The 22,876-nt window shown below is 71.8% G+C and carries 24 protein-coding genes; 8 read left to right on the top strand and 16 right to left on the bottom strand.

Features of this window, described 5'->3' with window-relative positions; translation table 11 throughout:
- The first annotated feature begins 9 nt into the window (after positions 1 to 9).
- Positions 10 to 810, top strand: a complete 801-nt coding sequence (locus LQ222_RS16020) for an SDR family NAD(P)-dependent oxidoreductase (protein WP_230167831.1) — start codon at positions 10 to 12, stop codon at positions 808 to 810.
- A gap of 287 nt (positions 811 to 1,097) precedes the next feature.
- On the opposite strand, the gene LQ222_RS26310 is transcribed toward LQ222_RS16020, so the two are convergent.
- The 14 genes from LQ222_RS26310 to rpsF all read right to left on the bottom strand — a co-directional run bounded on the left by LQ222_RS26310 (position 1,098) and on the right by rpsF (position 13,690).
- Positions 1,098 to 1,970, bottom strand: coding sequence for a DMT family transporter (locus LQ222_RS26310; protein WP_305800022.1), 873 nt, complete (start codon positions 1,968 to 1,970; stop codon positions 1,098 to 1,100).
- 165 nt (positions 1,971 to 2,135) lie between these two features.
- Positions 2,136 to 2,807 (bottom strand): nitroreductase, encoded by a 672-nt coding sequence (locus tag LQ222_RS16005; protein WP_230167830.1) that lies wholly within the window; start codon positions 2,805 to 2,807, stop codon positions 2,136 to 2,138.
- On the bottom strand, positions 2,804 to 4,132 hold the full coding sequence (locus LQ222_RS16000) for a dihydroorotase (protein ID WP_230167829.1): 1,329 nt from the start codon (positions 4,130 to 4,132) through the stop codon (positions 2,804 to 2,806). The genes LQ222_RS16005 and LQ222_RS16000 overlap by 4 nt, the downstream gene beginning before the upstream one ends.
- A 295-nt stretch (positions 4,133 to 4,427) precedes the next feature.
- Positions 4,428 to 5,312, bottom strand: coding sequence for a TauD/TfdA family dioxygenase (locus LQ222_RS15995; RefSeq protein ID WP_230167828.1), 885 nt, complete (start codon positions 5,310 to 5,312; stop codon positions 4,428 to 4,430).
- Between the two features lie 216 nt (positions 5,313 to 5,528).
- The gene (locus tag LQ222_RS15990) at positions 5,529 to 6,305 is read right to left on the bottom strand and encodes an ABC transporter ATP-binding protein (protein ID WP_230167827.1); all 777 of its coding nucleotides are present in this window, start codon (positions 6,303 to 6,305) and stop codon (positions 5,529 to 5,531) included.
- Positions 6,302 to 7,087, bottom strand: a complete 786-nt coding sequence (locus LQ222_RS15985) for an ABC transporter permease (RefSeq protein ID WP_230167826.1) — start codon at positions 7,085 to 7,087, stop codon at positions 6,302 to 6,304. The genes LQ222_RS15990 and LQ222_RS15985 overlap by 4 nt, the downstream gene beginning before the upstream one ends.
- A 4-nt stretch (positions 7,088 to 7,091) precedes the next feature.
- Entirely contained in the window at positions 7,092 to 8,180 is a 1,089-nt protein-coding gene (alr, locus tag LQ222_RS15980; RefSeq protein WP_230167825.1) for an alanine racemase, read from the bottom strand.
- The gene (locus LQ222_RS15975) at positions 8,177 to 8,641 is read right to left on the bottom strand and encodes a GNAT family N-acetyltransferase (protein WP_230167824.1); all 465 of its coding nucleotides are present in this window, start codon (positions 8,639 to 8,641) and stop codon (positions 8,177 to 8,179) included. Before LQ222_RS15975 ends, alr begins: the two co-directional genes overlap by 4 nt.
- The gene (locus LQ222_RS15970) at positions 8,634 to 10,145 is read right to left on the bottom strand and encodes a replicative DNA helicase (protein ID WP_230167823.1); all 1,512 of its coding nucleotides are present in this window, start codon (positions 10,143 to 10,145) and stop codon (positions 8,634 to 8,636) included. The genes LQ222_RS15975 and LQ222_RS15970 overlap by 8 nt, the downstream gene beginning before the upstream one ends.
- A 100-nt stretch (positions 10,146 to 10,245) precedes the next feature.
- The gene (locus LQ222_RS15965; protein WP_230167822.1) at positions 10,246 to 11,193 is read right to left on the bottom strand and encodes a glycosyltransferase family 2 protein; all 948 of its coding nucleotides are present in this window, start codon (positions 11,191 to 11,193) and stop codon (positions 10,246 to 10,248) included.
- A gap of 253 nt (positions 11,194 to 11,446) precedes the next feature.
- On the bottom strand, positions 11,447 to 12,013 hold the full coding sequence (gene rplI, locus LQ222_RS15960) for a 50S ribosomal protein L9 (protein WP_230167821.1): 567 nt from the start codon (positions 12,011 to 12,013) through the stop codon (positions 11,447 to 11,449).
- Positions 12,010 to 12,915 carry a DUF2232 domain-containing protein gene (locus tag LQ222_RS15955; protein ID WP_230167820.1) on the bottom strand — a complete coding sequence of 302 codons (906 nt, stop codon included), beginning with the start codon at positions 12,913 to 12,915 and terminating at the stop codon, positions 12,010 to 12,012. The genes rplI and LQ222_RS15955 overlap by 4 nt, the downstream gene beginning before the upstream one ends.
- A gap of 7 nt (positions 12,916 to 12,922) precedes the next feature.
- Entirely contained in the window at positions 12,923 to 13,201 is a 279-nt protein-coding gene (gene rpsR, locus LQ222_RS15950) for a 30S ribosomal protein S18 (protein ID WP_230167819.1), read from the bottom strand.
- 6 nt (positions 13,202 to 13,207) lie between these two features.
- On the bottom strand, positions 13,208 to 13,690 hold the full coding sequence (gene rpsF, locus LQ222_RS15945) for a 30S ribosomal protein S6 (RefSeq protein ID WP_230167818.1): 483 nt from the start codon (positions 13,688 to 13,690) through the stop codon (positions 13,208 to 13,210).
- Between the two features lie 214 nt (positions 13,691 to 13,904).
- Here rpsF and LQ222_RS15940 point away from each other — a divergent pair, with 214 nt between their 5' ends.
- The gene (locus LQ222_RS15940) at positions 13,905 to 14,879 is read left to right on the top strand and encodes a tripartite tricarboxylate transporter substrate binding protein (RefSeq protein WP_230167817.1); all 975 of its coding nucleotides are present in this window, start codon (positions 13,905 to 13,907) and stop codon (positions 14,877 to 14,879) included.
- On the opposite strand, the gene LQ222_RS15935 is transcribed toward LQ222_RS15940, so the two are convergent.
- Entirely contained in the window at positions 14,872 to 15,129 is a 258-nt protein-coding gene (locus LQ222_RS15935) for a hypothetical protein (RefSeq protein ID WP_230167816.1), read from the bottom strand. The two genes, LQ222_RS15940 and LQ222_RS15935, sit on opposite strands and share 8 nt — an antisense overlap.
- A 406-nt stretch (positions 15,130 to 15,535) precedes the next feature.
- On the opposite strand from LQ222_RS15935, the gene LQ222_RS15930 reads away from it, so the two are divergent.
- The 6 genes from LQ222_RS15930 (at position 15,536) to LQ222_RS15905 (ending at position 21,585) form a co-directional block, all read left to right on the top strand.
- Complete coding sequence (locus LQ222_RS15930; RefSeq protein ID WP_230167815.1) at positions 15,536 to 16,105, top strand: TetR/AcrR family transcriptional regulator; 570 nt, start codon at positions 15,536 to 15,538, stop codon at positions 16,103 to 16,105.
- Positions 16,106 to 16,170: 65 nt separating this feature from the next.
- Positions 16,171 to 17,130: an ACP S-malonyltransferase gene (fabD, locus tag LQ222_RS15925; protein ID WP_230167814.1), complete on the top strand. Its 960-nt coding sequence runs from the start codon at positions 16,171 to 16,173 to the stop codon at positions 17,128 to 17,130.
- A gap of 127 nt (positions 17,131 to 17,257) precedes the next feature.
- A complete protein-coding gene (locus LQ222_RS15920; protein WP_230167813.1) occupies positions 17,258 to 17,902 on the top strand; it encodes a hypothetical protein in 645 nt (214 codons plus the stop codon).
- Positions 17,903 to 18,016: 114 nt separating this feature from the next.
- Positions 18,017 to 18,757, top strand: a complete 741-nt coding sequence (gene fabG / locus LQ222_RS15915) for a 3-oxoacyl-[acyl-carrier-protein] reductase (protein WP_230167812.1) — start codon at positions 18,017 to 18,019, stop codon at positions 18,755 to 18,757.
- Between the two features lie 346 nt (positions 18,758 to 19,103).
- Positions 19,104 to 20,447, top strand: coding sequence for an RtcB family protein (locus LQ222_RS15910; protein ID WP_230167811.1), 1,344 nt, complete (start codon positions 19,104 to 19,106; stop codon positions 20,445 to 20,447).
- Positions 20,448 to 20,541: 94 nt separating this feature from the next.
- Complete coding sequence (locus LQ222_RS15905) at positions 20,542 to 21,585, top strand: alpha/beta fold hydrolase (protein WP_230167810.1); 1,044 nt, start codon at positions 20,542 to 20,544, stop codon at positions 21,583 to 21,585.
- A gap of 163 nt (positions 21,586 to 21,748) precedes the next feature.
- Here LQ222_RS15905 and LQ222_RS15900 read toward each other — a convergent pair whose 3' ends face one another.
- A complete protein-coding gene (locus LQ222_RS15900) occupies positions 21,749 to 22,738 on the bottom strand; it encodes a tripartite tricarboxylate transporter substrate binding protein (protein WP_230167809.1) in 990 nt (329 codons plus the stop codon).
- Positions 22,739 to 22,876: the final 138 nt, after the last annotated feature.

Here is a 22,876-nt window from a genome sequence, read left to right as displayed (position 1 = left end):
AGGATCAGGATGCAAGCCGCCTGGGACGCCGTGCTGATCACCGGGGCATCGTCCGGGCTGGGGCGGGCCTTGGCGGAGGCCTGCGCGCGGCCAGGGGTGGTGCTGCACCTGTCCGGCCGCGATGCGGCCCGGCTGGAGGGCGCCGCCGCGGCCTGCCGGGCCAAGGGCGCGCAGGTGTGCCCGGCGGTGCTGGACGTGACCGATGCGGCGGCGATGGCGGGGTGGATCGGCGGGGCCGGGCGGCTCGACCTGGTGGTCGCCAATGCCGGGATCTCGGCGGGCACCGGCGGCGCCACCGAACCCGCGGCGCAGGCGCGCGCGATCTTCGAGACCAATGTGACCGGCGTGCTCAACACCGCCCTGCCGGCGATCGAGGCCATGGCGGCGCAGGCGCCCGGGCGCGACGGGGTGCGCGGGCGGGTCGCGGTCATCGCCTCGTTGGCCGCCTTCGTGGCGGCGCCGGGCGCGCCGGCCTATTGCGCGACCAAGGCCGCGGTGCAGCGCTGGGCGGAGGCGCTGGACGCGACGGAGCGCCAGCGCGGCATCCGCCTCCATGCGGTCTGCCCGGGCTATGTCCGCACGCCGATGACGGCGCTGAACGCCTTCCCCATGCCCTTCCTGATGGATGCCGAGGAAGCGGCGCGGCGCACGCTGGCGGGCATCGCGCGCGGGCGGGTGCGGATCGCCTATCCCTGGCCGACCTATGCGATGGCGCGGCTGGTGGGGGGCCTGCCGCCGGCGCTGACGGCCTGGATTTTCGGGCGCATGCCGGCCAAGGGGCGGGCGGCCGGCGAAACGGTCGGTTCTTAGGGCAGATCCGATCCGATCGAATCATCTGGTCGGGTGAAGGTGGTCGCGAAAGCGAGGGGCGAGAGGAGATCCCGATCGCGTGGGATCGCCTCATCGGGCGAAGATGCTGGTGAAACCCGGGGGCTGCGGCTTCATCGGTTCAAACGGAGTCGTTTGGACGGGTAAGGATGCGCGCAAAGAACCATGGTCTGGCGCCATTGCAGCGCGCCGAGGCGGGCGGAAACGGCGCCCGCCGCGCTGTCGCCTGGTGCCGGTCGCGCCGCCACGCCGCCGGGTTCCGTCAGGCTTCAGCGCCGGCTGGTGACCAGCCACACCGAGGCCAGCACGATCACCCCGCCGGCCGCGACATGCCAGGTCGGCACCTCGCCCAGCCAGGCCGCCGCGATGGCGGTGGAGAAGACCGGCTGGATATAGCCGACCATGGCGGAATCCGCCGCGCGCGCGCGGGTCGCGAGGCTCAGGAACAAGGTCAGCGGCACCGCGGTCGCGAAGATCGCGAGAATCGCCGCGACCAGCCAGACCTCCGGCGGCTGCACCAGCGCCCCCGCGCCATCCACGCTGAGCGCCAGGCTGCCGGAAATCACGCCGGACACCACCTGCTGGCCAAGCGCCAGCGCCGCCGCCGGCCCGCGATCCGCCCGCCGCACCCAGATGGTGCTGAGCGCGTAGGAGAAGGTCGCCCCCAGCACCAGCAGCGCCCCCGACAGGCTGCCGCCGCCGAGCCCGCCCGATCCCACCACCAGCGCGATGCCGAGGAAGCCGGTGCCGATGCCCAGCAGCATCCTCGGCGTGGGCCGTTCGCCCTGCAGCAGCAAGCCGGCCAGCAGCGTCAGGATCAGCGGCCCCGCCGCCTGCACCAGCGAGGCCGGCGCCGCCTCCATCCGTTGCAGCGCCAGCGGGATCAGCGTGTTCGGGATCACCCCGCTCAGCACGCCGAGCACCAGCGCGGTGACCAGCACGCTGCGCGGCAGCCGGCCGAGCTCGCGGCGGAACCACAGGAAGGCGAAGACCGCGGCGGCCGCCAGCACGCCGCGCACGCCGGCGACGGCGAAGGGCGGCATATGCGCGGCGAGGTAGCGGATCAGCGGGAAGGCGGCGCCCCACAGCGCGCTGATGGTGATCAGGCGCAGCCACAGCGCGGAGCCGGTCAGCGACGTCATGCGCCGGCGGTCATGGCGGGGTCGGAAGGGCGGCGAGTTCGCCGCGCAGCACCTGGCCGGCACCGTTGCGCGGCGCCGACCCCGGCGCCGCCGAGCTCCCGCACAGGGTCCGGGATGTGCGCGGGGCTCATCTCCGCGTGCGCGTGCCGCGGTGCGGCGGGTGCACTACCGGTCGTCCCAGCCGGCGAAAGAACAGAATTCGGCGGCCGGCGCGCGGTCGGTCACCAGGGTGTTTTCCGGCGCGGCCGGGTCGGCATGGCCGAGCGCCATGCCGCAGACCACCACCTCGGTTTCCGGGATGCCGATCATCGCGCGGATGGTCGCGTGATGCGGCGCGAAGGCCGCCTGCGGGCAGGTGTCGAGACCCTGCGCGCGCGCCAGCGCCATGACATTGCCGAGGAACATGCCGGTGTCGAGCCAGGAGCCGATCTCAAGCCGCCGGTCGATGGTGAAGATGATCCCGACCGGCGCGCCGAAGAAGGTCAGGTTCTTCGCGTGCTGGCGCTGCATCTTCCCGCTCTCGCCGCGCGCGATGCCGAGCAGGCCGTAGAGGTCCCAACCCACCTTGCGGCGGCGCGACAGGTAGGGTTCGAAGAACTCCGCCGGGTAGTAGCGGTATTCGGCCTCGACCTTGGCGGCGGCTTGCGCCACCAGCGCATCGGCCAGCGCGCGCAACGGCGCGCCCGCCAGCGCATGGGCGCGCCAGGGTTGCATGTTGGTGCCCGAGGGCGCGCGCGCGGCGATGTCGAGGATGCGCTCGACCACATCGCGCGGCACCGGCGTGGGCAGGAAGGCGCGGATCGACCGGCGGGACGCGATTGCCTCCTCGGCGGTCACCGATGCGTCTCGGCGAAGGATACGGGCTTGCCGGCGGGCGCGCCGAGCACCTCGTCCTCGCGCATCACCGCGCGGCCGCGGATGATGGTGGCGACCGGCCAGCCGGTGCAGACCGTGCCGTCGAAAGGCGTCCAGCCGGCGGGGGTGGCCAGCCAGTCGTTGCGGATCATGCGCTGGCGCTTGAGGTCGACCAGCGTGAAGTCCGCATCGTAGCCGGCGGCCAGCCGCCCCTTGCCCAGCGCGCCATAGACGCGCGCCGGCCCCGCGCACATCAGGTCCACCAGGCGCGAGATCGACAGCCGGCCGCTGGTGACGTGGTCCAGCATCAGCGGCACCAGCGTCTGGACGCCCGTGAGGCCCGCGGCGGTGTTCGGCCAGGGGCGTTCCTTCGCCTCGCGCGAATGCGGCGCGTGGTCCGACCCGATGCAGTCCACCGTGCCATCAGCCACCGCCGCCCAGGCGGCATCGAGGTGGCGCTGGTCGCGGATCGGCGGGTTCATCACCGCATAGCCGCCGAGGCGGTCATAGGCCTCGTCCGTTTGGGTCAGGTGGTTGAGCAGCACCTCGACCGTGCAGACATCGCGGAAGTCGCGCAGGTAGGCGAGTTCCTCGGCGGTCGAGACATGCAGGATATGCGCGGCGCGGCCGGTCTTGCGGGCGATCGCCATCAGCCGCTTGGTGCCGAGCATGGCGGTTTCCACATCGCGCCATTCCATGTGGTTGCGGTGCGGCATGCCGACGGTGAACATCGGCTTGCGTTCCTGCAAGCGATACTCGTCTTCCGAGTGGTAGCAGATGCGCCGGCGGCCGGCGCGCATCACGGCTTCCAGGCTGGCATCGTCTTCGACCAGCAGGTCGCCGGTGGAGGAACCGGCGAAGACCTTCACCGCGCAGACATTCGGCTGCAGTTCCAGTTCCGCCAACTCGCCGATGTTCTTCTTCGACGCACCGACATAAAGGCCGACATCGCACCAGGCGCGGCCTTCGAGGAAGGCGCGCTTGTCATCCAGGATGTCGCGGCTGACGACCGACTTCGCAGTGTTCGGCATGTCGAACACCGCCGCCAGGCCGCCCAGGATCGCGGCCTTGGTGCCGGTCTCGATGCATTCCACCGACGGGTCGCCGGGGTCGCGCAGATGCACATGCGGGTCGATCAGGCCAGGCAGTACATGCAGGCCGGCGCAGTCGATCGTCTCGGCTGCTTCGGCGCCGCGCAGGTGGCCCAGCGTGGCGATGCGGCCGTCGCGCACGGCGACATCGGCCGCCTCGACACCCCAGGGGGTGACGACATGGCCGCCCCTCAGGATCAGGTCGTAGCGTTCCATGGCTGGCCTCCATTCGCGATGACGCTATGTCGCACCGCTGGGGGCGGGCGGGAAGGCAGGCAACGCCGGAGAGGGGCTTTGCCCCCCTCCGGACCTCCCCCACCAGGGGGCTACGGCCCCCTGGACCGCGGATTCTTATTCGGAGAGTTTGGGGAGGGGCATGGCGTGACCGCCGCGTCGGTGGCACTGACGATGCCCTTCCCCAAACTCTCCGATCAAGTCGAGGGTTCCAAGGGCCTTAAGCCCTTGGTGGGTGGGGGTCCGGGGGAGGGCAAAGCCCTCCCTCGCCGCGTCGTCACGCCGCCTGCTGTTCCAGTGTCGGCGCCACGTCGGTCAGCGTGACGCGGCGCATGTCGCGGGGGTGGACGCTGTCTTCGAAGGGCCGGGCGCGGTGCAGGGTGCAGCGGTTGTCCCACATCACCAGGTCGTTCTGGGTCCAGTGGTGGCGGTGGACGAATTCCCGTTGCGTCGCGTGTTCCGTCAGGTCGCGGATCATCGCCATGCCTTCGGGCGTGGGCATGCCTTCGATGCGCCCGATATGCGCGGACAGGTAGAGCGAGGTGCGCCCCGACCCCGGATGCCGGCGCACCAGGCGTTGCGGCACCGGGGCGAAGGCGATCTTCTCCTCCGCCGTGTATTCGTCGAAGCCGAGCTGCGCGCGCGAATAGATCAGCGAATGCCAGGTGGTCATGCCCTTGATCTTCGCCTTGGTGCGTTCGGGCAGGGCATCCCAGGCGGCGCGCATGTCGGCGAATTCGGTCTCGCCGCCATCGGGCGGGATCACGCGGGCGTGCAGCATGGAATACATCGCCGGTGTCGGCTTGAACGACGAATCGCTGTGCCAGAGCCGGTTGCCGAGCGCGAACATCCGCCGCCGGTCGTCGGCGGCGAGCAGCTTGCCGTCAGTGTCGAGGTTGGAGATGTCGTTCATCTCCTGGTGCTTGAGGCGGTGCTTGTGCGCGTCCACCACGCCGCGCGTGGCTTCCAGCGTGCCCAGCGCGCGGCCGACATCCATCTGCTGTTCGTCGTCCAGCGGCTGGCCGGGGAAGACCAGCACGCTGTAGCGGTCCATGGCGTGGTGGATCTCGGCGGCGAGGTCGGGGCCGATGGGGGCGCGCAGGTCGATGCCGGTGGCCTCGGCGACGAACAGCGGATGGAGCGGCTTGAGCGTGAGCGTCATGGGCGGCGTTCCTCGGATGCGGCCCGTTCCGCCGGCGCGGCCGGGCTTCGTGAGGGGAGGGTCGCGCCGGGCAGGCGCGCGGGTCAAGGGGTCGCGCCGGGCAGGCGCGCGGGTCAAGGGGTCGCGCCGGGCAGGCGCGCGGGTCAAGGGGTCGCGCCGGGCAGGCGCGCGGGTCACGAGGCGTGCCGCGCAGGCGCGCGGGGCCGACCGCCTGCGCTACCGCCGCAACTCCATCTGGATCGGCCCGTCGCGCTCCCCGCGTGCGAACTGATCCACCACCGCATTGCCGGTCTCCCCCAGCGCCGCCGCCGCGCCGGTCCAGACGATGCGCCCCTTGTGCAGCATGGCCGCGTCGTCGCCGATGCGCCGCGCGCTCGCCATGTCGTGCGTGATGGACACGGCGGTGGCGCCGAGGCGCTTCACGCAATCCACGATCAGCCCGTCGATCACCGCGCCCATGATCGGGTCCAGCCCCGTGGTCGGTTCGTCGAAGAAGATGATGTCCGGTTCGGCCGCGATCGCGCGCGCCAGGCCCACGCGCTTCTGCATCCCGCCCGAGAGTTCGGACGGCGACAGGTCGCCCACCGACGCCGCCAGGCCGACCTGCGCCAGCACCTCCGCCGCCTTGTCGCGCGCCGCGCCGCGCGTGATGCGCTTCTGCGCCAGCAGCTTGAAACACACGTTCTCCCAGACCGGCAGGCTGTCGAACAGCGCGCCGTTCTGGAACAGCATGCCGATGCGGTCGGCCAGCGCCTCGCGATCGCGCCGCGGCATCGACAGCAGGTCGCGGCCATCGACCTCGATGGTGCCGGCATCGGGCTGCACCAGCCCCAGGATGCACTTGATGGTGACCGACTTGCCGGAACCCGACCCGCCCAGGATCACCATGCCATGCCCGGCGCGGATATCGAGGTCCACGCCATCCAGCACGCGCTTGTCGCCAAACGCCTTGCACAGGCCGCGCAGGCGGATCTTCGGTGGTGCGTCGGTCATGTCGCGAAGAACATCGCGGTCAGCAGGTAGTCGAGGGCCAGGATCAGGATCGACGACGACACCACCGCCGCCGTGGTCGCCGCGCCCACGCCCTGCGCGCCGCCGCGCGAATGGTAGCCGCACCAGCAGCCCATCAGCGTGATCACGAAGCCGAACACGGCCGCCTTCACCAGCCCCGAGACGACATCCGACACCTGCAGGAAATCCATCGTGGCCTTGAGATACGCCGCCGAGCCGAAGCCGAGCTGCGTGGTGCCGATCAGCCAACCGCCCATCACGCCCAGGATGTCGGCCACCACCACCAGGAAGGGCAGCGCCACCACGCCCGCCAGCAGCCGCGGCGCCACCAGGTACTTCATCGGGTTGGTCGACAGCGTGGTCAGCGCGTCGATCTGGTCGGTCACGCGCATGGTGCCGATCTCGGCGGCGAAGGCGGCGCCGATGCGCCCGGCCACCATCAGCCCGGCCAGCACGGGACCCAGTTCGCGCGTGATGGACAGCACGACCACGTTCGCCACCGCGCCTTCCGCGTTGAAGCGCGCGAAGCCGGTATAGGATTGCAACGCCAGCACCATGCCGGTGAACACCGCCGTCAGCGCGACAACGGGCAGGGAGAAGTATGCGATCTCCGCCAGGTGACGCAGGAACAGCCGGCCGTAGAAGGGCGGCCGCAGCAGGTGCGACACGCCGGCCAGCGCGAACAGGGCGACGGCGCCCACGCTGCGGCAGCCGCCGATCACGCCGCGCCCGACCGCGGCCAGGGGGTTCAGCACCAGGTTCAAGCCCTCAGCCCCGCAGGTAGTCGCGGTGGTAGCGCGCACCGAGGCCGGTCAGCATCTCGTAGCCGATGGTGCCCGCGCGCGCGGCCGCCTCGTCCGGCGTGCAGCGCGCGCCACCCAGCACGGTGATGCGGCGGCCCACGGCGATGTCGGGCAGGTCGGTCACGTCGAAGGTCGTCAAATCCATGGACACCCGTGCCACGAGGGGAACGGGCCGGCCCTGGAATTCGCCCATGGCCCGGCCCGACAGGCTTCTCAGGTAGCCATCCGCATAGCCCACCGCAACCGTGGCGATGCGCGAGGCGCGCTGCGCGACCCAGGAGGCGCCGTAGCCGACCGAAGCACCGGCCGGGATATCGCGGACCTGCAGCACCGGCGCATCAAGCCGCATCACCTGGCGCATCGGGTTCGGCGCGCCCGGCGTGGGATTGATGCCATAGAGCGCGCAGCCCGGCCGCGCGAGGTCGCTGCCGAAGCCCGGCCCGAGGAACATCCCCGATGAATTGGCCAGCGACCGGCGCATCGCCGGCAACCCCGCGCAGGCGGCCGTGAAGCGCGCCGCCTGGGCCGCGTTCATCGGATGCTGCGGTTCATCCGCGCAGGCCAGGTGCGTCATCGCATAGATCAGGTCGAGACCGGCCAGGATCCCGTGGTCCTGCATGACCCGCGCCTGTTCCCCCGCATCCAGGCCAAGCCGCGCCATGCCGGTATCCAGGTGCAGGATGGCGCGCCGCGCCACGCCGGCCGCGCGGCCTGCCGCCGCATGGGCCGCCACGTCCGACAGCGCGTTCAGCACCGGCACCAGGCCCGCGTCGCCATCCTCGCCCGGCGCGAAGCCTTCCAGCACCGCGACCATCGGACCCGCGCCGAGTGCGGCGCGCAGCGCCAGCCCCTCGGCCAGGCAGGCCACGAAGAAGTGACGGCAGCCGGCGCCGCGCAGCGCGCGCGCCACCTCGATGGCGCCGAGGCCGTAGCCATCCGCCTTCACCACGCCCGCCACCGCGCCGGGTGCGCCGCGCGCCGCCAGGTCGCGCCAATTCGCCGCGATCGCCGGCAGGTCGATGGTCAGGACCGGCTGGCCGGTCTGCGGGCTCACGCCAGGTCCATGCGGTACACGATGAAGCCGGAATTCTGCGCGATGCGATCATAGAGCAGGCGCGCCGTCGCATTGCCCTGCTGCGTCTGCCAGTACAGCCGCGCCGCGCCGGCCTGCGTCGCGCGCGCCGCCGCCGCTTCGATCAGCGCCCGACCGACGCCCTTGCCGCGCAGTGCCGGCGCGGCGAACAGGTCCTGCAGGTAGCAGGTCGGGCCCATCATCGTGGTGTTGCGATGGAAGATGATGTGCACGAAGCCGACCAGCGCGCCGTCATGCTCGGCGACCAGCGCCTCCATGGGTTCGTGGCCGTCGAGGAAGCGCGCCCAGGTGGTGCGCGTCTGCGCCTCGCTCACGGCGGTCGGCCCGGTGCGCTCGTAGAAGGCGTTGTAGCCCGCCCATAATGGAAGCCAGGCGTCGAAATCCTCGGGCCGTGCGGGGCGGATGGCCAGGGCGTCAGTCACGCATGGAGTCCTCGTGATGGGTATCGAGGTCGCCGAAGCGGGTGAACTCGGCCTCGAAGAACAGCTTGATCGTGCCGGTCGGGCCGTGGCGCTGCTTGGCGATGATGAGTTCCGCCTTGTTGTGCGCCAGCTCCATGTCCTTCTGCCACTTGTCGACCGCCTCGTGGAACTTGTCGTTGTTGTCGAAGGCCAGCTCCTTGGGCGCGCGCTGCATCAGGTAGTAGTCGTCGCGATAGACGAACATGACCGAGTCGGCGTCCTGCTCGATCGACCCGGATTCACGCAGGTCGGACAGCTGCGGGCGCTTGTCCTCGCGCGATTCCACCGCGCGCGAGAGCTGCGACAGCGCGATCACCGGCACCGCGAGCTCCTTCGCGATCGCCTTCAGCCCCTGCGTGATCATGCTGATCTCCAGCACGCGGTTCTCCGGCCGCGTGCCGGCCGCCGGGCGCATCAGCTGCAGGTAGTCGACGATGACAAGATCGAGCCCGCGCGTGCGCTTGAGGCGCCGGCAGCGCGTCCGCAACGCGCTGATCGTGATGGCCGGCGTGTCGTCGATATAGATCGGCAGCGACGAGATATCGCGGCTGACTTCCACGAAGCGGTCGAAGTCGCGCTGGCCGATCTCGCCGCGGCGGATGCGGTCGCCGGAAATCCGCGCTTCCTCCGACAGCAGGCGGGTCGCCAGCTGGTCGGCGCTCATTTCCAGTGAGAAGATCGCGACACCGCCCTTGGGCACCGCATTGGGATCGGCATCGCGCGCCTCGCGCAGGATCGCCTTCGCCGCGCCGAAGCCGATCTTGGTGGCGAGCGCGGTCTTGCCCATGCCCGGCCGCCCCGCGACGATCATCAGGTCCGACTTGTGCAGCCCGCCCATCTTGGCATCCAGGTCGCGCAGCCCGGTGCTCAGCCCCGAGACGCCGCCTGGGGTGGAGAAGGCCTTGGCCGCGGCCTCCACCGCCGTCGCCAGCGCGCGGTCGAAGGTGACCATGCCGCCCTCGCCAGCGGCGCCATCCTTCGCGAGGTCGAACAGCGCCTGCTCGGCCGCTTCCAGCTGCTGCGTGGCATCGAGCTCCGCCTCGGCGCCGAAGGCACGGTTCACCACCACTTCGCCGAGGTCGATCAATTGCCGCCGCAGCCAGGCATCGAACACCACGCGGCCGTATTCGCCGGCATTGATGATGCCGACCATGGCCGACAGAAGCTGCGCCAGGTAGGCCGGCCCGCCGACCTCATCCAGCAGCCCGGAATGTTCGAATTCCGCCCGCAGCGTCACCACATCGGCAAGCTGCCCGGCCTCGACGCGCCGCTGGATGGCCTGGAAGATGCGGCCATGGATCGGGTCGGCGAAATGTTCGGGGGCGAGGAACTCGCTGACCCGCTCATAGGCCTTGTTGTTGGCCAGCAGCGCGCCGAGCAGCGCCTGCTCCGCCGCCAGGTTGGATGGCGGCAGCCGCTGCGACAGGCCCAGCAGCGAACTGCCCGCGGGATCGATCTCGTTCATGGCGCCATCCTAGACCGGCGCGCTGCGCCGCGCGCGGCCTGTGGAAAGCGGGGATGACGGGGATGCATCCGCGGCGATGCGCCGCGCCGCGCCGCCGGTGTCAGCGTGGCACGAGCACCAGCGCATCGTCGCGCAGCGCGATCCGCCAGGGTTCCCCGGGCACCGGCTGCCAGGCCAATGCGGCCTCGCGCGCCAGCACCGCGGCGGCATCTGGCAGCGCGGCGGGCAGCCCCTGGAGCCGGTCGGCGGGCTTGAACACGACGGGCTCGGCGATGGCGGCCGGATCCATCGCGGCCGGATACGCGAGCGCGCTGCGGCGCAGCCGCGCCAGCCCATCGGTGCCGTCGAAGCGTTCCGGCCGGTTGGCCGCGCGGCGCCACTGGGTGGCCGAACCGGCCGGCAGGGCGGGCGTCTCGGCCACCGCCTTCATGCCGGCGGTGGCCTTCATCACGAAGCGTTCGCGGCTGCGGATCGGGATATGCGCGAGCCGCCCGACCTCGGCGGGCATGCCCGCGCGATCGCGCAGGCCGGCCACGTTGTGGCTGCCCTGGCCGATGGCGAAGCCGGGCAGCAGCACCGGCACCTGGCGCGCGATGGCGATCTTGACGGTGGTGCCGATGTCGGGCGGCAGGCTCTCGTAGTCGCGCGCTGCGTCGAAGGCCGCGAAGCCGTGGTCGCCCAGCGGCCACAGATTGCGCCAGCGCCACAGCACCGCCGCCGCATCGGCCGGCAGGCGCGCCAGCAGGTCGTCGCGCCCCGCCACCATCGGGAATTCATCGGCATCGAGGGGAAACACCCAGTCGGCGCCGCGCGCGAAGGCCTCCTGCGCCAGCGCCGTCACCAGCTGCGACTGCACATAGGGGCGCTGGGCGTAGCGGCGCACCACCAGCGGCATGCGCACCGCCGCCGCGGCCAGGATCTCGGTGGTGCCGTCGGTCGAGGCATGGTCGACCACCAGCACCTCGTCGAACAGCGCCGCGCAATGGCCGAGGAAGTCGGGAAGGATGTCCGCCTCGTTGCGGATCATGGCGATGGCGGTGAGGCGCATGCGGTTCCGACGACGGGGCAGGGCGGCAGGCTGGGACGGATCCACCCGGATCGTACCGTTCGGCCGAATGAGGCGGTGTGCCCTGACCGCGCGCGCCTGGCAGCAAGGGCACGGGCGCCGGGACGATCCGGGCCGGTCGCCAGCCCCGCGAAGGCGGGTCGGCAAGGTCGTGCCCGCACCGCCGCGGGGCGCGCCGGGCCGGCGCGGTGCGCGGCACGGTCGGCGCGGAGGACCGGCCTCCGCGCCGCGCGCGTCAGGCGCCTTCGGCCTGGCCGGCGGCCAGTTCGGCGGCCAGCTCGGCTTCGAGCGACGCGGCCTCGGCCTCGTCCTCGGCTTCGACACGCTCGCCGCGCGCCTGCTTCTCGGCTTCCTCGGGGCTGCGCGCCACGTTCACCACCACCGGGATGGCGACTTCGGGGTGCAGCGCGACCTGCACCGTGGTCAGGCCGACCGACTTGATCGGCTGGCCGAGCATCACCTGCTCGCGGTCCACCGACAGGCCCGAGGCCTTGCAGCCATCGGCGATGTCGCGGGTCGAGACCGACCCGTACAGCGCGCCGCTCTCGCCCGCCTGGCGGATGATCACGATGGACAGGCCCGCCACGCGCTCGGCGGTGCGCTCGGCCTCGCCGCGGCGCTTGATGTTCTGCGCTTCCAGCTGGGCGCGCTCGCGCTCGAAGCGCGCGAGGTTGTCCTTGTTGGCGCGGATCGCCTTGCCGGTCGGGATCAGGTGGTTGCGCGCGTAGCCCGGCTTCACCTTCACCAGCTCGCCCATCTGGCCGAGCTTGTCGACGCGCTGCATCAGGATGAGTTCGATCATGTTGTGCCTCCGGGCGGGCTCGAGGGCCGCCCCCATTGCTCGTAGAAACCGAAGGCCGTCACCGCGATCGCGGCCGGCACGCTGAGAATGATCAGCCCGGTGTAGAACACGCCGAGCATGAAGTTGCGGCCCGGCCGACCGGCCGAGCGTCGATGCACCGCGGCGATCCCCTGCAGGAACACCGGCAGCAGCAGCACCAGCACTACCGACAGCAGCACCACGTCCCCGTCGCGCCCGAAGGCGAGCCAGGCCGCGGCGCCGAGCACGGTCAGCGGCGGGTACCAGGCGGGCAGCCGCACCTCGCTCCAGCGCGGGGAGGGCGCGAGCGCCCAGCCCGTGCGCGCAAGGGCCGACTGCGCCGCCGCGCCATTCACCGAATGCGACACCGCCGCCCAGAAGCCGAGCGCCGCCGCCATCACCTGCACCAGCTGGTCGACCGGGACCTGCGCCGGGCTGGAGCCCATCCGCCGCAGCCCCTGTTCGACCGCCTCGCGCATCGCGCCCTCCAGCCCGCCAGGCAGGCCGGCGAAGGCCACGCCGCAGCCGATGATGACCACCGCCGGCCACAGGCCAAGGACGGCCAGCGGCAGCGACGGGTCAAGCCGCCCCTCGCGGAAGCCGGTGGCGACGATCAGCACCGCCGGGATGCCGAAGGCGACCAGGAAGACCGCCGCCGGCAGGATGTCCGCGACGGCGAGGTGAATGACCGCGGCGATCCCCGCCGCACCCGCCGCGGCCGCCGGGCCGAAGCCCAGCCCCGTGGCGAACAGCGGCAGCGGCGTCAGCCAGAAGGCGGCGAAGCCGAGCGGTAGCCCGCGCATCGCCCACAGCGACAGCACGGCGGCCGCGAGGCCCCCTGCCATCGCCGCGAGCCCGCGCGGATTGCTCAGCACGCCGCCCATGGCCTGGTCAGTCGTTGATGACGTAGGGCAGCAGCGCCAGGAAGCGGGCGCGCTTTATGGCCTGGGCCAGTTCGCGCTGCTTCTTGCCGGACACCGCCGTGATGCGGGACGGGACGATCTTGCCGCGCTCGCTCAGGAAGCGCGACAGCAGCCGGACGTCCTTGTAGTCGATCTTCGGCGCCTGCGGCCCGGAGAAGGGGCAGGACTTCTTGCGGCGGTAGAAGGGGCGGCGCGCGCCAACGGCGGGGCGGCGGCCGGCGGGGGTCAGGTCGTTGGAATCGGACATGATGGCTTACTCCTCGTGCCCGCCAGGGCCGTCCATCTCGTCGCGCGGACGCGCGCGGAATTCCTCGCGGTCGTCGCCGCGCTCGCGGCCACCGCCGGTGCGGCCGGAGCCGAAGCGGCCGGCCGGGCGCGGGCCACGGAAGCCGCGGTCGCGCTCGCGGTCGTCGCCACGCTTCGCCAGGACGGCGGAGGGCGCCTCGTCGATCGCCTCGACCTTGATCATCAGGGAGCGCAGCACGTCCTCGTTCAGGCCGAGCTGGCGCTCGACTTCCGGCAGCGCGGTGCCCGGCGCGTCGATACCGAGGAGCATGTAGTGCCCCTTGCGGTTCTTCTTCACCTTGTAGGCGAGGCCGCGCAGGCCCCAGTATTCGCGCTTCTTCACCTCGCCACCGCCTTCGGTGATGAGGCCGGCGACCTGCTCGGCGATCGCCTCGACCTGCTGCTGGGTGATGTCATTGCGCGCGATGAACACGCATTCGTACAGTGGCATGGGAGCTCCCTTTGGCTGGCTCAGCCCTGGCCCCGGGACGGGGCGCGCAAACGGGCATAGCCGGGCGATTGCCTCGCGCCCGGCAGGGGAGCGGGGCGTAAAGCACGGGTGGGGGGGCGGGCGCAAGGCCTGCCGTGGCGCGGCGACGGCGGCGGGGATGCGCGCCGGCACGCTTCATGCTGCTATCGCGCGGACATCCACCGGGAGACCACGCATGAACCGCCGCCGCGCCATGATCCTGCCGATCGCCGCCCTGGGCGCGCCGCGCCTGGCCCTGGCCCAGGCGGCCTGGGCGCCGACCCGCCCGATCGTGCTGGTGGTGCCCTTCGCCCCCGGTGGGCCGAACGACGTGGTGGCGCGCCTGGTGGCGCCGCACCTGCAACAGGTGCTCGGGCAGAACGTGGTGGTCGAGAACCGCCCGGGTGCGACCGGCGCCATCGCCGCGCGCCATGTGGTGGCGCAGCCGGCCGATGGCCACACGCTGATCGTCGCTGCCTCCGGCACCATGACCATCAACCCCGCGGTCATGCGCCAACCCGGCTACGACCCTGAGAAGGACTTCGCCCCGGTCACGCTGGCGATGTCGGTGCCCAACATGCTGGTGGTCCACAAGGACGTCCCCGCGCGCACCGTCGCCGAGACGATCGACTGGCTGAAGCGCGAGGCCGGCCGCGCCGCCTATTCCTCCGGCGGCGTGGGTTCCACCGAGCAGCTCGGCATGGAGCTGTTCCTGCGCGCCACCGGCACCCAGGCCACGCATGTGCCGTTCTCGGGCGGCGCGCCGGCGGTCACCGCCATGATCCAGGGCACGGTGCAGTGCTCGATCCTGAACGCCGCGACGGTGCGCCCGCATGTCGCCTCCGGCGCGCTGCGCGGCATCGCCATCGCCATGCCGCGCCGCTTCGCGCCCCTGCCGGAAGTGCCGACCATGGCCGAGGCCGGCTTCCCGCAGGTGGTCTCGGCATCGTGGTCGGCGTTCCTGGCACCGGCGGGCACCCCGGCGCCGGCGATCGCGCGGCTGCACGAGACCATCGCCGCCGCCCTGCGCCTGCCGGAGGTGACGCAGCGCCTGACCGCCGCCGGCTTCACCATCGATGCCAGCACCCCGGCGGAACTGGGGCAGACCATCTCGACCGAACTGGCGCGCTGGCGCCAGGTGGTGACCGACGCCGGCATACAGCTCAACTGACGCTGCCGGCCCCATCGCGGACGTGCTGCCAGACCATCGGCCCGCTTTCGACCAGCAGCGCCGCGACCAGGCGCCGCACCGCCACGGCATGCTCAAGGTCGGGATGGCGCGTCGTGAGCACCGCGAGCATCCAGACCAGGCCCTCGCCGCAGGTCTTCTCGCCGGCAGCGAGGGCGCGCAGTTCCTCGGCCACCGTCTTGGCGAAGGCGACGCTGCGCGCGAGCGTTGCAGGGTCGGATTTGTCGCGCATCGTCAACGGCTCCGAGCGGGGCAAACGAATCTGGCGAAGATGGCAAATTCATCGAATATTTTCGATGTAACGCAACAATGAAGTTGCCCGCAAGCCCGAACATCGGATTCGTCGCTGCGGTGGCCCGGCTTGGCGCCCCGACGCGCTTCTGCCACGCAGCCCCTGCCTGCGCTGCGGGGCGGGGCATCGGTCTGCCGGCGTCGCGTTTGCGCGCAGTGCGGCGTGTTCTCGATGTCAAGGAATCAAATATTCGTGTTTCATTGAGGGTATTCAATAAGAGAAATTAACGACTCTTGGCAACAAACTTGCGCCCCGAACTTGCCCGAGGCATCACGCTGCCATGTCGATACCGCCTGCACCGCGGCGCCGTTCCACCGCCAAGCGTGCCGAACAACGCACCCGGACCATGGCCCGCCTGGTCGAAGCCGCCGAGAAGCTGATCCGCGAGCGCGGCTACGAAGCGACCAGCTCGACCGACATCGCCGCCGAGGCCGGCGTCGCGCCGTCGCTGATCAACGCGCATTTCCTCGGCAAGGCGGGCCTGCTGTACGCCGTGCTGCGCAACTTCAACGACCAGCAGCTGGCCGCGACGCGCATGGCGGCCTCGCGCCCCGGCACGCCGACCGAACGCCTGGCCGGCATCCTGCACACCTGGGCGGAATGCGACCTGGCGGAGCCGCGCATGTACGCCGCCATCACCGGCCTGTCCTGGTCCTGGCCGCCGGAGACCGAGCGCGAATACGCCGCCGACCTCGCCATCTTCTGGGATGTCGTGATGGCGGTGGTCGACGAAGGCATCGCGCAGGGCGAATTCCGCCGCATCTCGCGCCGCGACGCCACCGACATCATCTTCTCGATCCACCAGTGGGGCATGCGCCCGGGCATCTTCGAAGGCGCCGACGCCGCCACCTGCGCCGAGCGCGTGATCGGCCAGGTCATGCTCGCCATCGCCGCGCCGGGCCGCCTGCCGGATTGACACGGGCGGGCGGGCGGCCCATTCGCGCCGCTGCATCGAACCAAAGCGAACGGAAACGCCGCAGAATGTCGCTCGCCTTCGTCTTCCCCGGGCAGGGCAGCCAGGCCGTCGGCATGGGCCGCGACCTGGCCGAGGCCTTCCCCGCCGCCCGCCATGTCTTCCAGGAAGTGGACGACGCGCTCTCGCAGAAGCTCTCGAAGCTGATGTGGGAAGGCCAGCCCGAGGACCTCACCCTCACCGCCAACGCGCAGCCCGCGCTGATGGCGCATTCGCTGGCGGTGGTGCGCGCGCTCGAATCCGAGGGCGGCTTCGTGCTGGCGCAGCGCGTGGCGCTCGTGGCCGGCCATTCGCTCGGCGAATATTCCGCCCTGACCGCCGCCGGCGCCTTCGATGTCGCGACCGCGGCGCGCCTGCTGCGCCTGCGCGGCGATGCCATGCAGGCCGCGACCCCGCCCGGCACCGGTGCCATGGCCGCGCTGCTGGGCGCCGAGATCGACCTGGCGCGCGAGATCTGCGAGGCCGCGGCACCCGACCCCGAGACCCACGAGCGCGCCGTGGTGGAAGCCGCCAACGACAATGGCGGCGGCCAGGTGGTGATCTCCGGTGCGAAGGCCGCGGTCGAGCGGGCCATCGAGATCGCCAAGGAACGCGGCGTGAAGCGCGCCATGCTGCTGCCGGTCTCCGCCCCCTTCCATTGTGCGCTGATGGCCCCGGCAGCAGATGCGATGGCCGAGGCGCTGGCCGGTGCCACGATGCGCGCGCCGCTGGTGCCGGTGGTGGCCAACGTGACCGCCGCCAAGGCTACCGACCCGGCCGCCATCCGCGACCTGCTGGTCAAGCAGGTGACCGGCACGGTGCGCTGGCGCGAATGCGTCGCCGCCATGGCCGCGATGGGCTGCGACCGCTTCGTGGAGGTGGGCGCGGGCCGCGTGCTGACCGGGCTGATGAAGCGCAACGCGCCGGAGGCGAGCGCGCTGTCGGTCGGCACGCCGGCGGATGTCGAGGCCTTCCTGAAGGCGGTCTGATGCCGCGTGTCGGAAATCCTTCACCGCGGCGCGCCGCCGCCTTCGCTAATCCTGCCCGTGACCCACGGCACCGCCGCGCGCGCATCCCCGCGCGTACCGTGCGGCCGGAGCAAGGAGCACGGATGCCATGACCACGGTGAACGAAGCCTGGTGGACCAACAGCACGCTGCGGCAGGAAGCCGAGGGCTATCAGTGGCGCAACGCCAATCACGGCCCGCGCCGCACCCTGGTCACGGCACCCGACGCGGCCGCGCCGGGCGGCTTCCACTACGTGCGGACCGGCGGCCTGATCATCAAGCGCCGCCTCGTGCTGCAGAGCGACATGCTCTATCGCTTCGCGGCGGCGCGCTACCTCGGCACCGGGCCGCAGGCGCTGCTGCCGCTGCTCAATTCGCCCTGGTGGATGAACGACGACCGCATGGCGCTCCTGCTGTCGCGCGCGCGGGCGACGGGCTCGCGGCTGGTGGATACCGCGCGCCGCCAGCTGGCCCTGCCCGAGGACTGGACGGATTGCGACATCATCGTGCGCGCGCGGCTGAACCGCGGCGTGGTGCTGGCCGCCCATGCGGGGCCGGGGCGCACCGCATCGGCGGGCGGCAGCACCTACACCATCGCGCAGGAAGCGCCGCATCTGTTCATGGACCAGATCTACCTGCCCGGCCTCGGCCGGCATCCGGCGCTGAACGGCATGGGGGAGCGCAATGCGCGGCTGTGGTTCGACCTGACCACCGCGGCGTCCTTCGACCCCAATGCCCGCGGCTTCAACCCCTGAGGGTTTGCGCAGCCATGCCGGACAGCGCAGACAGGGCAGCATGAAGCGCCAGCTTGCCCGCGGGCACGCCTTCGCACGTTCGACTGGTCCACACACCCTGAGCGGAGTTCCTGCATGTTCGACCTGACCGGCAAGACCGCCCTCGTCACCGGCGCCACCGGCGGCATCGGCGAGGCGATCGCGAGCGCGCTGCACCGCCAGGGTGCGACCGTCGCGATCACCGGCCGGCGCGAGGCCGAATTGGCGCGCGTGGCGGAGGCGCTCGGCGGCGCGCGGGTGATCGTGGCCCCCGCCGACCTGGCCGACCCCGCCGCGCCCGCCGCGCTGGTCGAGAAGATCGAGACCGCGGCCGGTGGGCTCGACATCCTGGTCAACAATGCGGGGTTCACGCGCGACATGCTCGCGCTGCGCATGGGCGATGCCGACTGGAACGCGGTGCTGGAGGTCGACCTGACCGCCCCCTTCCGCCTGGCGCGCGCAGCACTGCGCGGGATGATGAAGAAGCGGTCCGGGCGGATCGTGTCGATCGCCTCGATCGTGGGCGTCACCGGCAATGCGGGGCAGGCGAACTACGCCGCCGCCAAGGCCGGGCTGATCGGCATGAGCAAGTCGCTGGCGCAGGAAGTCGCCACGCGCGGCGTGACCGTGAACGTGGTCGCACCCGGCTTCGTCAAGACCGCGATGACCGATGCGCTGGGCGAGGCGCAGAAGACCGCGCTGCTGTCGCGCATCCCGACGCAGCGCATGGGCACGCCGGAGGATATCGCGGCGGCGGTGGTGTTCCTCGCTTCCGCCGAGGCGGGCTGGGTGACGGGGCAGACGCTGCACGTCAATGGCGGCATGGCGATGATCTGAGCGACCGTTTGAGCGGGCCGGTGCCGGACTGCAGAATGCGCCGCTCGGCGCATTCTCAAACGGTCTCTGACCGCCGCCGCGCTTTTTTCTTGCTTCGCGACGATCGCCGCGCGTATCAGCGGCGCCCGCGGCGGGGATCCACCCTGTCGCGTTGAACGTGTGTCACCCATGCCGTCGACCGTGCTCCGCGCCGTCGCCTGCCAACCGCCCGGGACAGACCCCGGACGGAAAGCGGCGCTGCGCCTGCCCGGCTTCGGCTCACGCAGGCCATCCATAGCCTTCGCCTGACACACCCGGCGCCCCTGGGCGCCACCCGCGACCCGACTGAAAACCTGGAGTGCATCCGATGCGTCCCTCCGACCCGCTGGAGGCGCGTGCGCGCGAGCTGTGCATCGCCGCCGGCCTCGATCCCGACAGCCGCATCCCGAACCCGGCCAAGCCCGACAAGACCATGCCGGCCTGGACCGGCTTCCGCGCGCCTGCGCTCGCGGCGAAGCAGGTCGAGGACGCGGCGCGCGCCGGCGCCATCCTGGGCGAGCAGCCCGAGGGCTACCGCGACGCGCCGCTGAGCGTGTTCGGCGCGCATGACGAAGGCACCATCGCGCAGATGCGCAACTGCATGCGCGTGGGCGCGGTGGTGGGCGGCGTGCTGTGCGCGGACGGGCACCTGGGCTACGCGCAGCCGGTGGGCGGCGTGATCGCCTATGCGGGGCAGGTCAGCGTCAGCGGCGTCGGCTTCGACATCGGCTGCGGCAACATGGCGGTGCGGCTCGACACGCCCTTCGCGGCGGTGCGCGACCGCGTGCCGGAGATCCTGGCCGACATCCGCCGCGTGATCTCCTTCGGTGTCGGGCGCGCCAATGCCGAGCGCGTCGAGCACGCGCTGCTCGACGACGCTGACGCGTGGCATGCGTCGGGCATGGAGGACTACCGGCAGAAGGCGGCCGCGCAGCTCGGCACGGTCGGTTCGGGCAACCACTACGTGGACCTGTTCGAGGACGAGGCCGGGCTCGTGTGGATCGGCGTGCATTTCGGCTCGCGCGGGCTCGGGCATACCAGTGCCACGCGCTACCTGAAGGCCGCCGGCGGCAAGGACGGCATGCATGTCCCGCCCGCCGTGGTCGATGAGGCATCGGAGCTCGGCATCCGCTACCTGGCGGCGATGGAGCTCGCGGGGCGCTACGCCTATGCGGGCCGCGAATGGGTGGTGGAGCGCGTGCGCGCCATCATCGGCGGTGCCGTGACCGACAGCGTCCACAACCACCACAACTACGCGTGGAAGGAGGTGCACGGCGGGCGCGCGGTCTGGGTGGTGCGCAAGGGTGCCACGCCGGCCTTCCCGGGCCAGCGCGGCTTCGTCGGCGGGTCGATGGGCGACGACGCGGTGATCCTGGAGGGAGTGGAAAGCGAGGCCGCGCGCGCCGCGTTCCATTCCACCGTCCATGGCGCCGGGCGCGTCACCAGTCGCCGCGAGGCGCATCGCCGCTTCTCCCGCGCGCAGATGGAGGACTGGCTGCGCGGGCGGGGCGTGCTGCTGTCGGGTGGCGACCTCGATGAAAGCCCGATGGCCTATCGCCGCCTGCCGGAGGTGATCGCGCACCACGCCGGCACGGTGCGCGTGCTGCACCGGCTGCGGCCCTTCGCCGTGGCGATGGCAGGCGCGGGCGAGTTCGATCCCTTCAAGGATTGAGCCCGCCGCGCGCGCCGGCATCCGATCGGATGGTGCGATCCGGTCGGATGCCGGCGTAGCCTGGGCGGCAAGGACAACCCGGAGGAACCGACCCATGCGCCTGCTCCGCCGCGCGGCATTGCTGCTGCCCCTGCTGCTCGCCGCCCTGCCCGCCGCCGCGCAACCCACCCCGCGCGAGGCCAGCTGGACCGCCGCCGGCTTCCGCTTCCACACCGGCCAGACCATGGACCTGCGCCAGGGCTACATCACGCTCGGCGAGCCCACCAACCCGGCGGTGCTGATCCTGCACGGCACCAACGGCACGGCGCGCGGGATGCTCGGCGCCAATTTCGGCGGGCAGTTGTTCGGCCCTGGCCAGCCGCTCGATGCAACGCGGTTCTTCATCATCATCCCGGATTCGATCGGCACCGGGGCGTCGTCGAAGCCCTCCGACGGCCTGCGCGCCGGCTTCCCGCGCTACACCTACGACGACATGGTCGCCGCCCAGCACCGGCTGGTGACCGAGGGTCTCGGCATCCGGCGGCTGCGGCTGATCCTCGGCAATTCGATGGGCGGGATGATGGCCTGGAGCTGGGCCACCAACTTCCCCGAGGCGATGGACGCGATCGTGCCCATGGCGTCGCAGCCCACCGCCATGGCGTCGCGCAACTGGATGATGCGCCGGCTGATGATCGAGACGGTGCGCCAGGACCCCGCCTACATGCAGGGCAACTACACCACCCAGCCGCCATCGCTGCGCATCGCCAATGTCATGTACGGCACCGGCACCAATGGCGGCACGCTGAACCTGCAGCGCCAGGCCCCCACGCGGGAGGCCGCCGACCGGCTTGTCGACCAGCGCCTCGGTGCGCCGCCGCCGCGCGATGCCAACGACTTCATCTGGCAATGGGATGCCAGCCGCGACTACGACCCGGAGCCGAAGCTCGACCGCATCCGCGCCCGCGTGCTGCTGATCAATGCCGCCGATGACGAACGCAACCCGCCCGAGACCGGCATCACCGAACGTGCCCTCGCGCGCATCCCGAACGCCCGGCTGCTGCTGATCCCCGCCAGCGCCGAGACGCTGGGCCATGGCACCACCGGCAATGCGCGGTTCTGGCGCGACGAGCTGGCGCGCTTCCTCGCGACGCTGCCCTGATATCAACGGCCGCCTGCGTCGACCGCGGATATCTGCGTTTGCAGACCCTCAATCGCCGGGCGGAAACATCCGGTTTCCTTGGCTTCGCCGGACCACCGGCGGGCCGCATTCGCGGCCTCGGCACGACACGCACGGGGCGGGGATCGCTCCCCGCCCCGACGCTTCACTCGGCGCGGATGCCGAGCTGCTCGATGACCGGGCGGAAGGTCGCCCAGTCGCGGCGCAGGCGCGCGGCGAATGCATCCGGCCCGCTCACGCCCGTCACCGCCATGCCGATATTGGCGAAGCGGTCGCGCAGATCCGGCCCGCCGAAGCCTTCGACGATGGCGGCATGCAGCCGGTCGATGATCGGCCGCGGCGTGCCGGTCTGCACCATCACGGACGACCACGAATCGACATGGTAGTCGGTCGGCCCGCCGGCCTGCGCGATGGGCGGCACGCCGGGCACCAACGGGGAGGGGCGCGAGGTGGTGACCGCCAGCGCGCGCAGCTGCCCTGCGCTGATCAGCCGCCCCGACGCCGCCGGCGTGTCGAAGCCGAAATCCACCTGGCCGCCGAGCAGCGCCGCCAGCGCGGGCCCGCTGCCCTGGAAGGGCACGTGCAGCGCCTCAAGCCCCGCCTTGGCCAGGAACAGCGCGGCCACCAGGTGCTGCGCCCCCGCGACGCCCGAGGAATTATAGGTGTAGTGCCCCGGCCGCGCCTTCAGCATGGCGATCAGCCCGGCCAGGTCGCGTGCCGGGCTGTCCGGCTTCACCAGCACCACGAAGGGCGCCTCGCCGTACAGCGCGACCGGGGCGAGCTCGCGCTCCACGTCATAGGGCGGCCGGCTGACCAGCGGGCCGAAGGTGATCGGGCCGAGCGACCCGGCCAGCAGCGTGTAGCCATCGGGCGTGCCCTTGGCGACGATGTTGGTGCCGATCTGCCCGCCAGCGCCGGGCCGGTTGTCCGGCACCACCGGCTGGCCGAGGCGTTCGGTCAGCATCTGCGCGACCAGCCGCCCGGCGACGTCGGTCTGCTGCCCCGGCGGCCACGGGATCACCATGCGCAGCGGCCGGTTCGGCCAGGCACCGGCGGGCTGGGACTGCGCGGCGGCCAGGCGCGGCGCCGCAAGGGCGGCAAGCGGCATGGCCAGCAGCGGGCGGCGGCTCATCATGGAACGTCTCCCGAGGTTTGTTCTTCGCCCGCCGATCATGGCGTGCCGGCGCGGCGGCGTCACGCGGGGGCGGCCGGCGCCGGAGGCCGCCGCGCCGGGCCGGGGCGGGTTGAGCGGCCGCGCCGCGCCGGCCATGCT

Origin of the sequence: Roseomonas sp. CECT 9278 (genome assembly GCF_918698155.1) — a bacterium.
Lineage (GTDB): Bacteria > Pseudomonadota > Alphaproteobacteria > Acetobacterales > Acetobacteraceae > Neoroseomonas.
The sequence above is the reverse complement of the archived record's forward strand: the minus strand, read 5'-3'. Positions and strand labels throughout refer to the sequence as shown.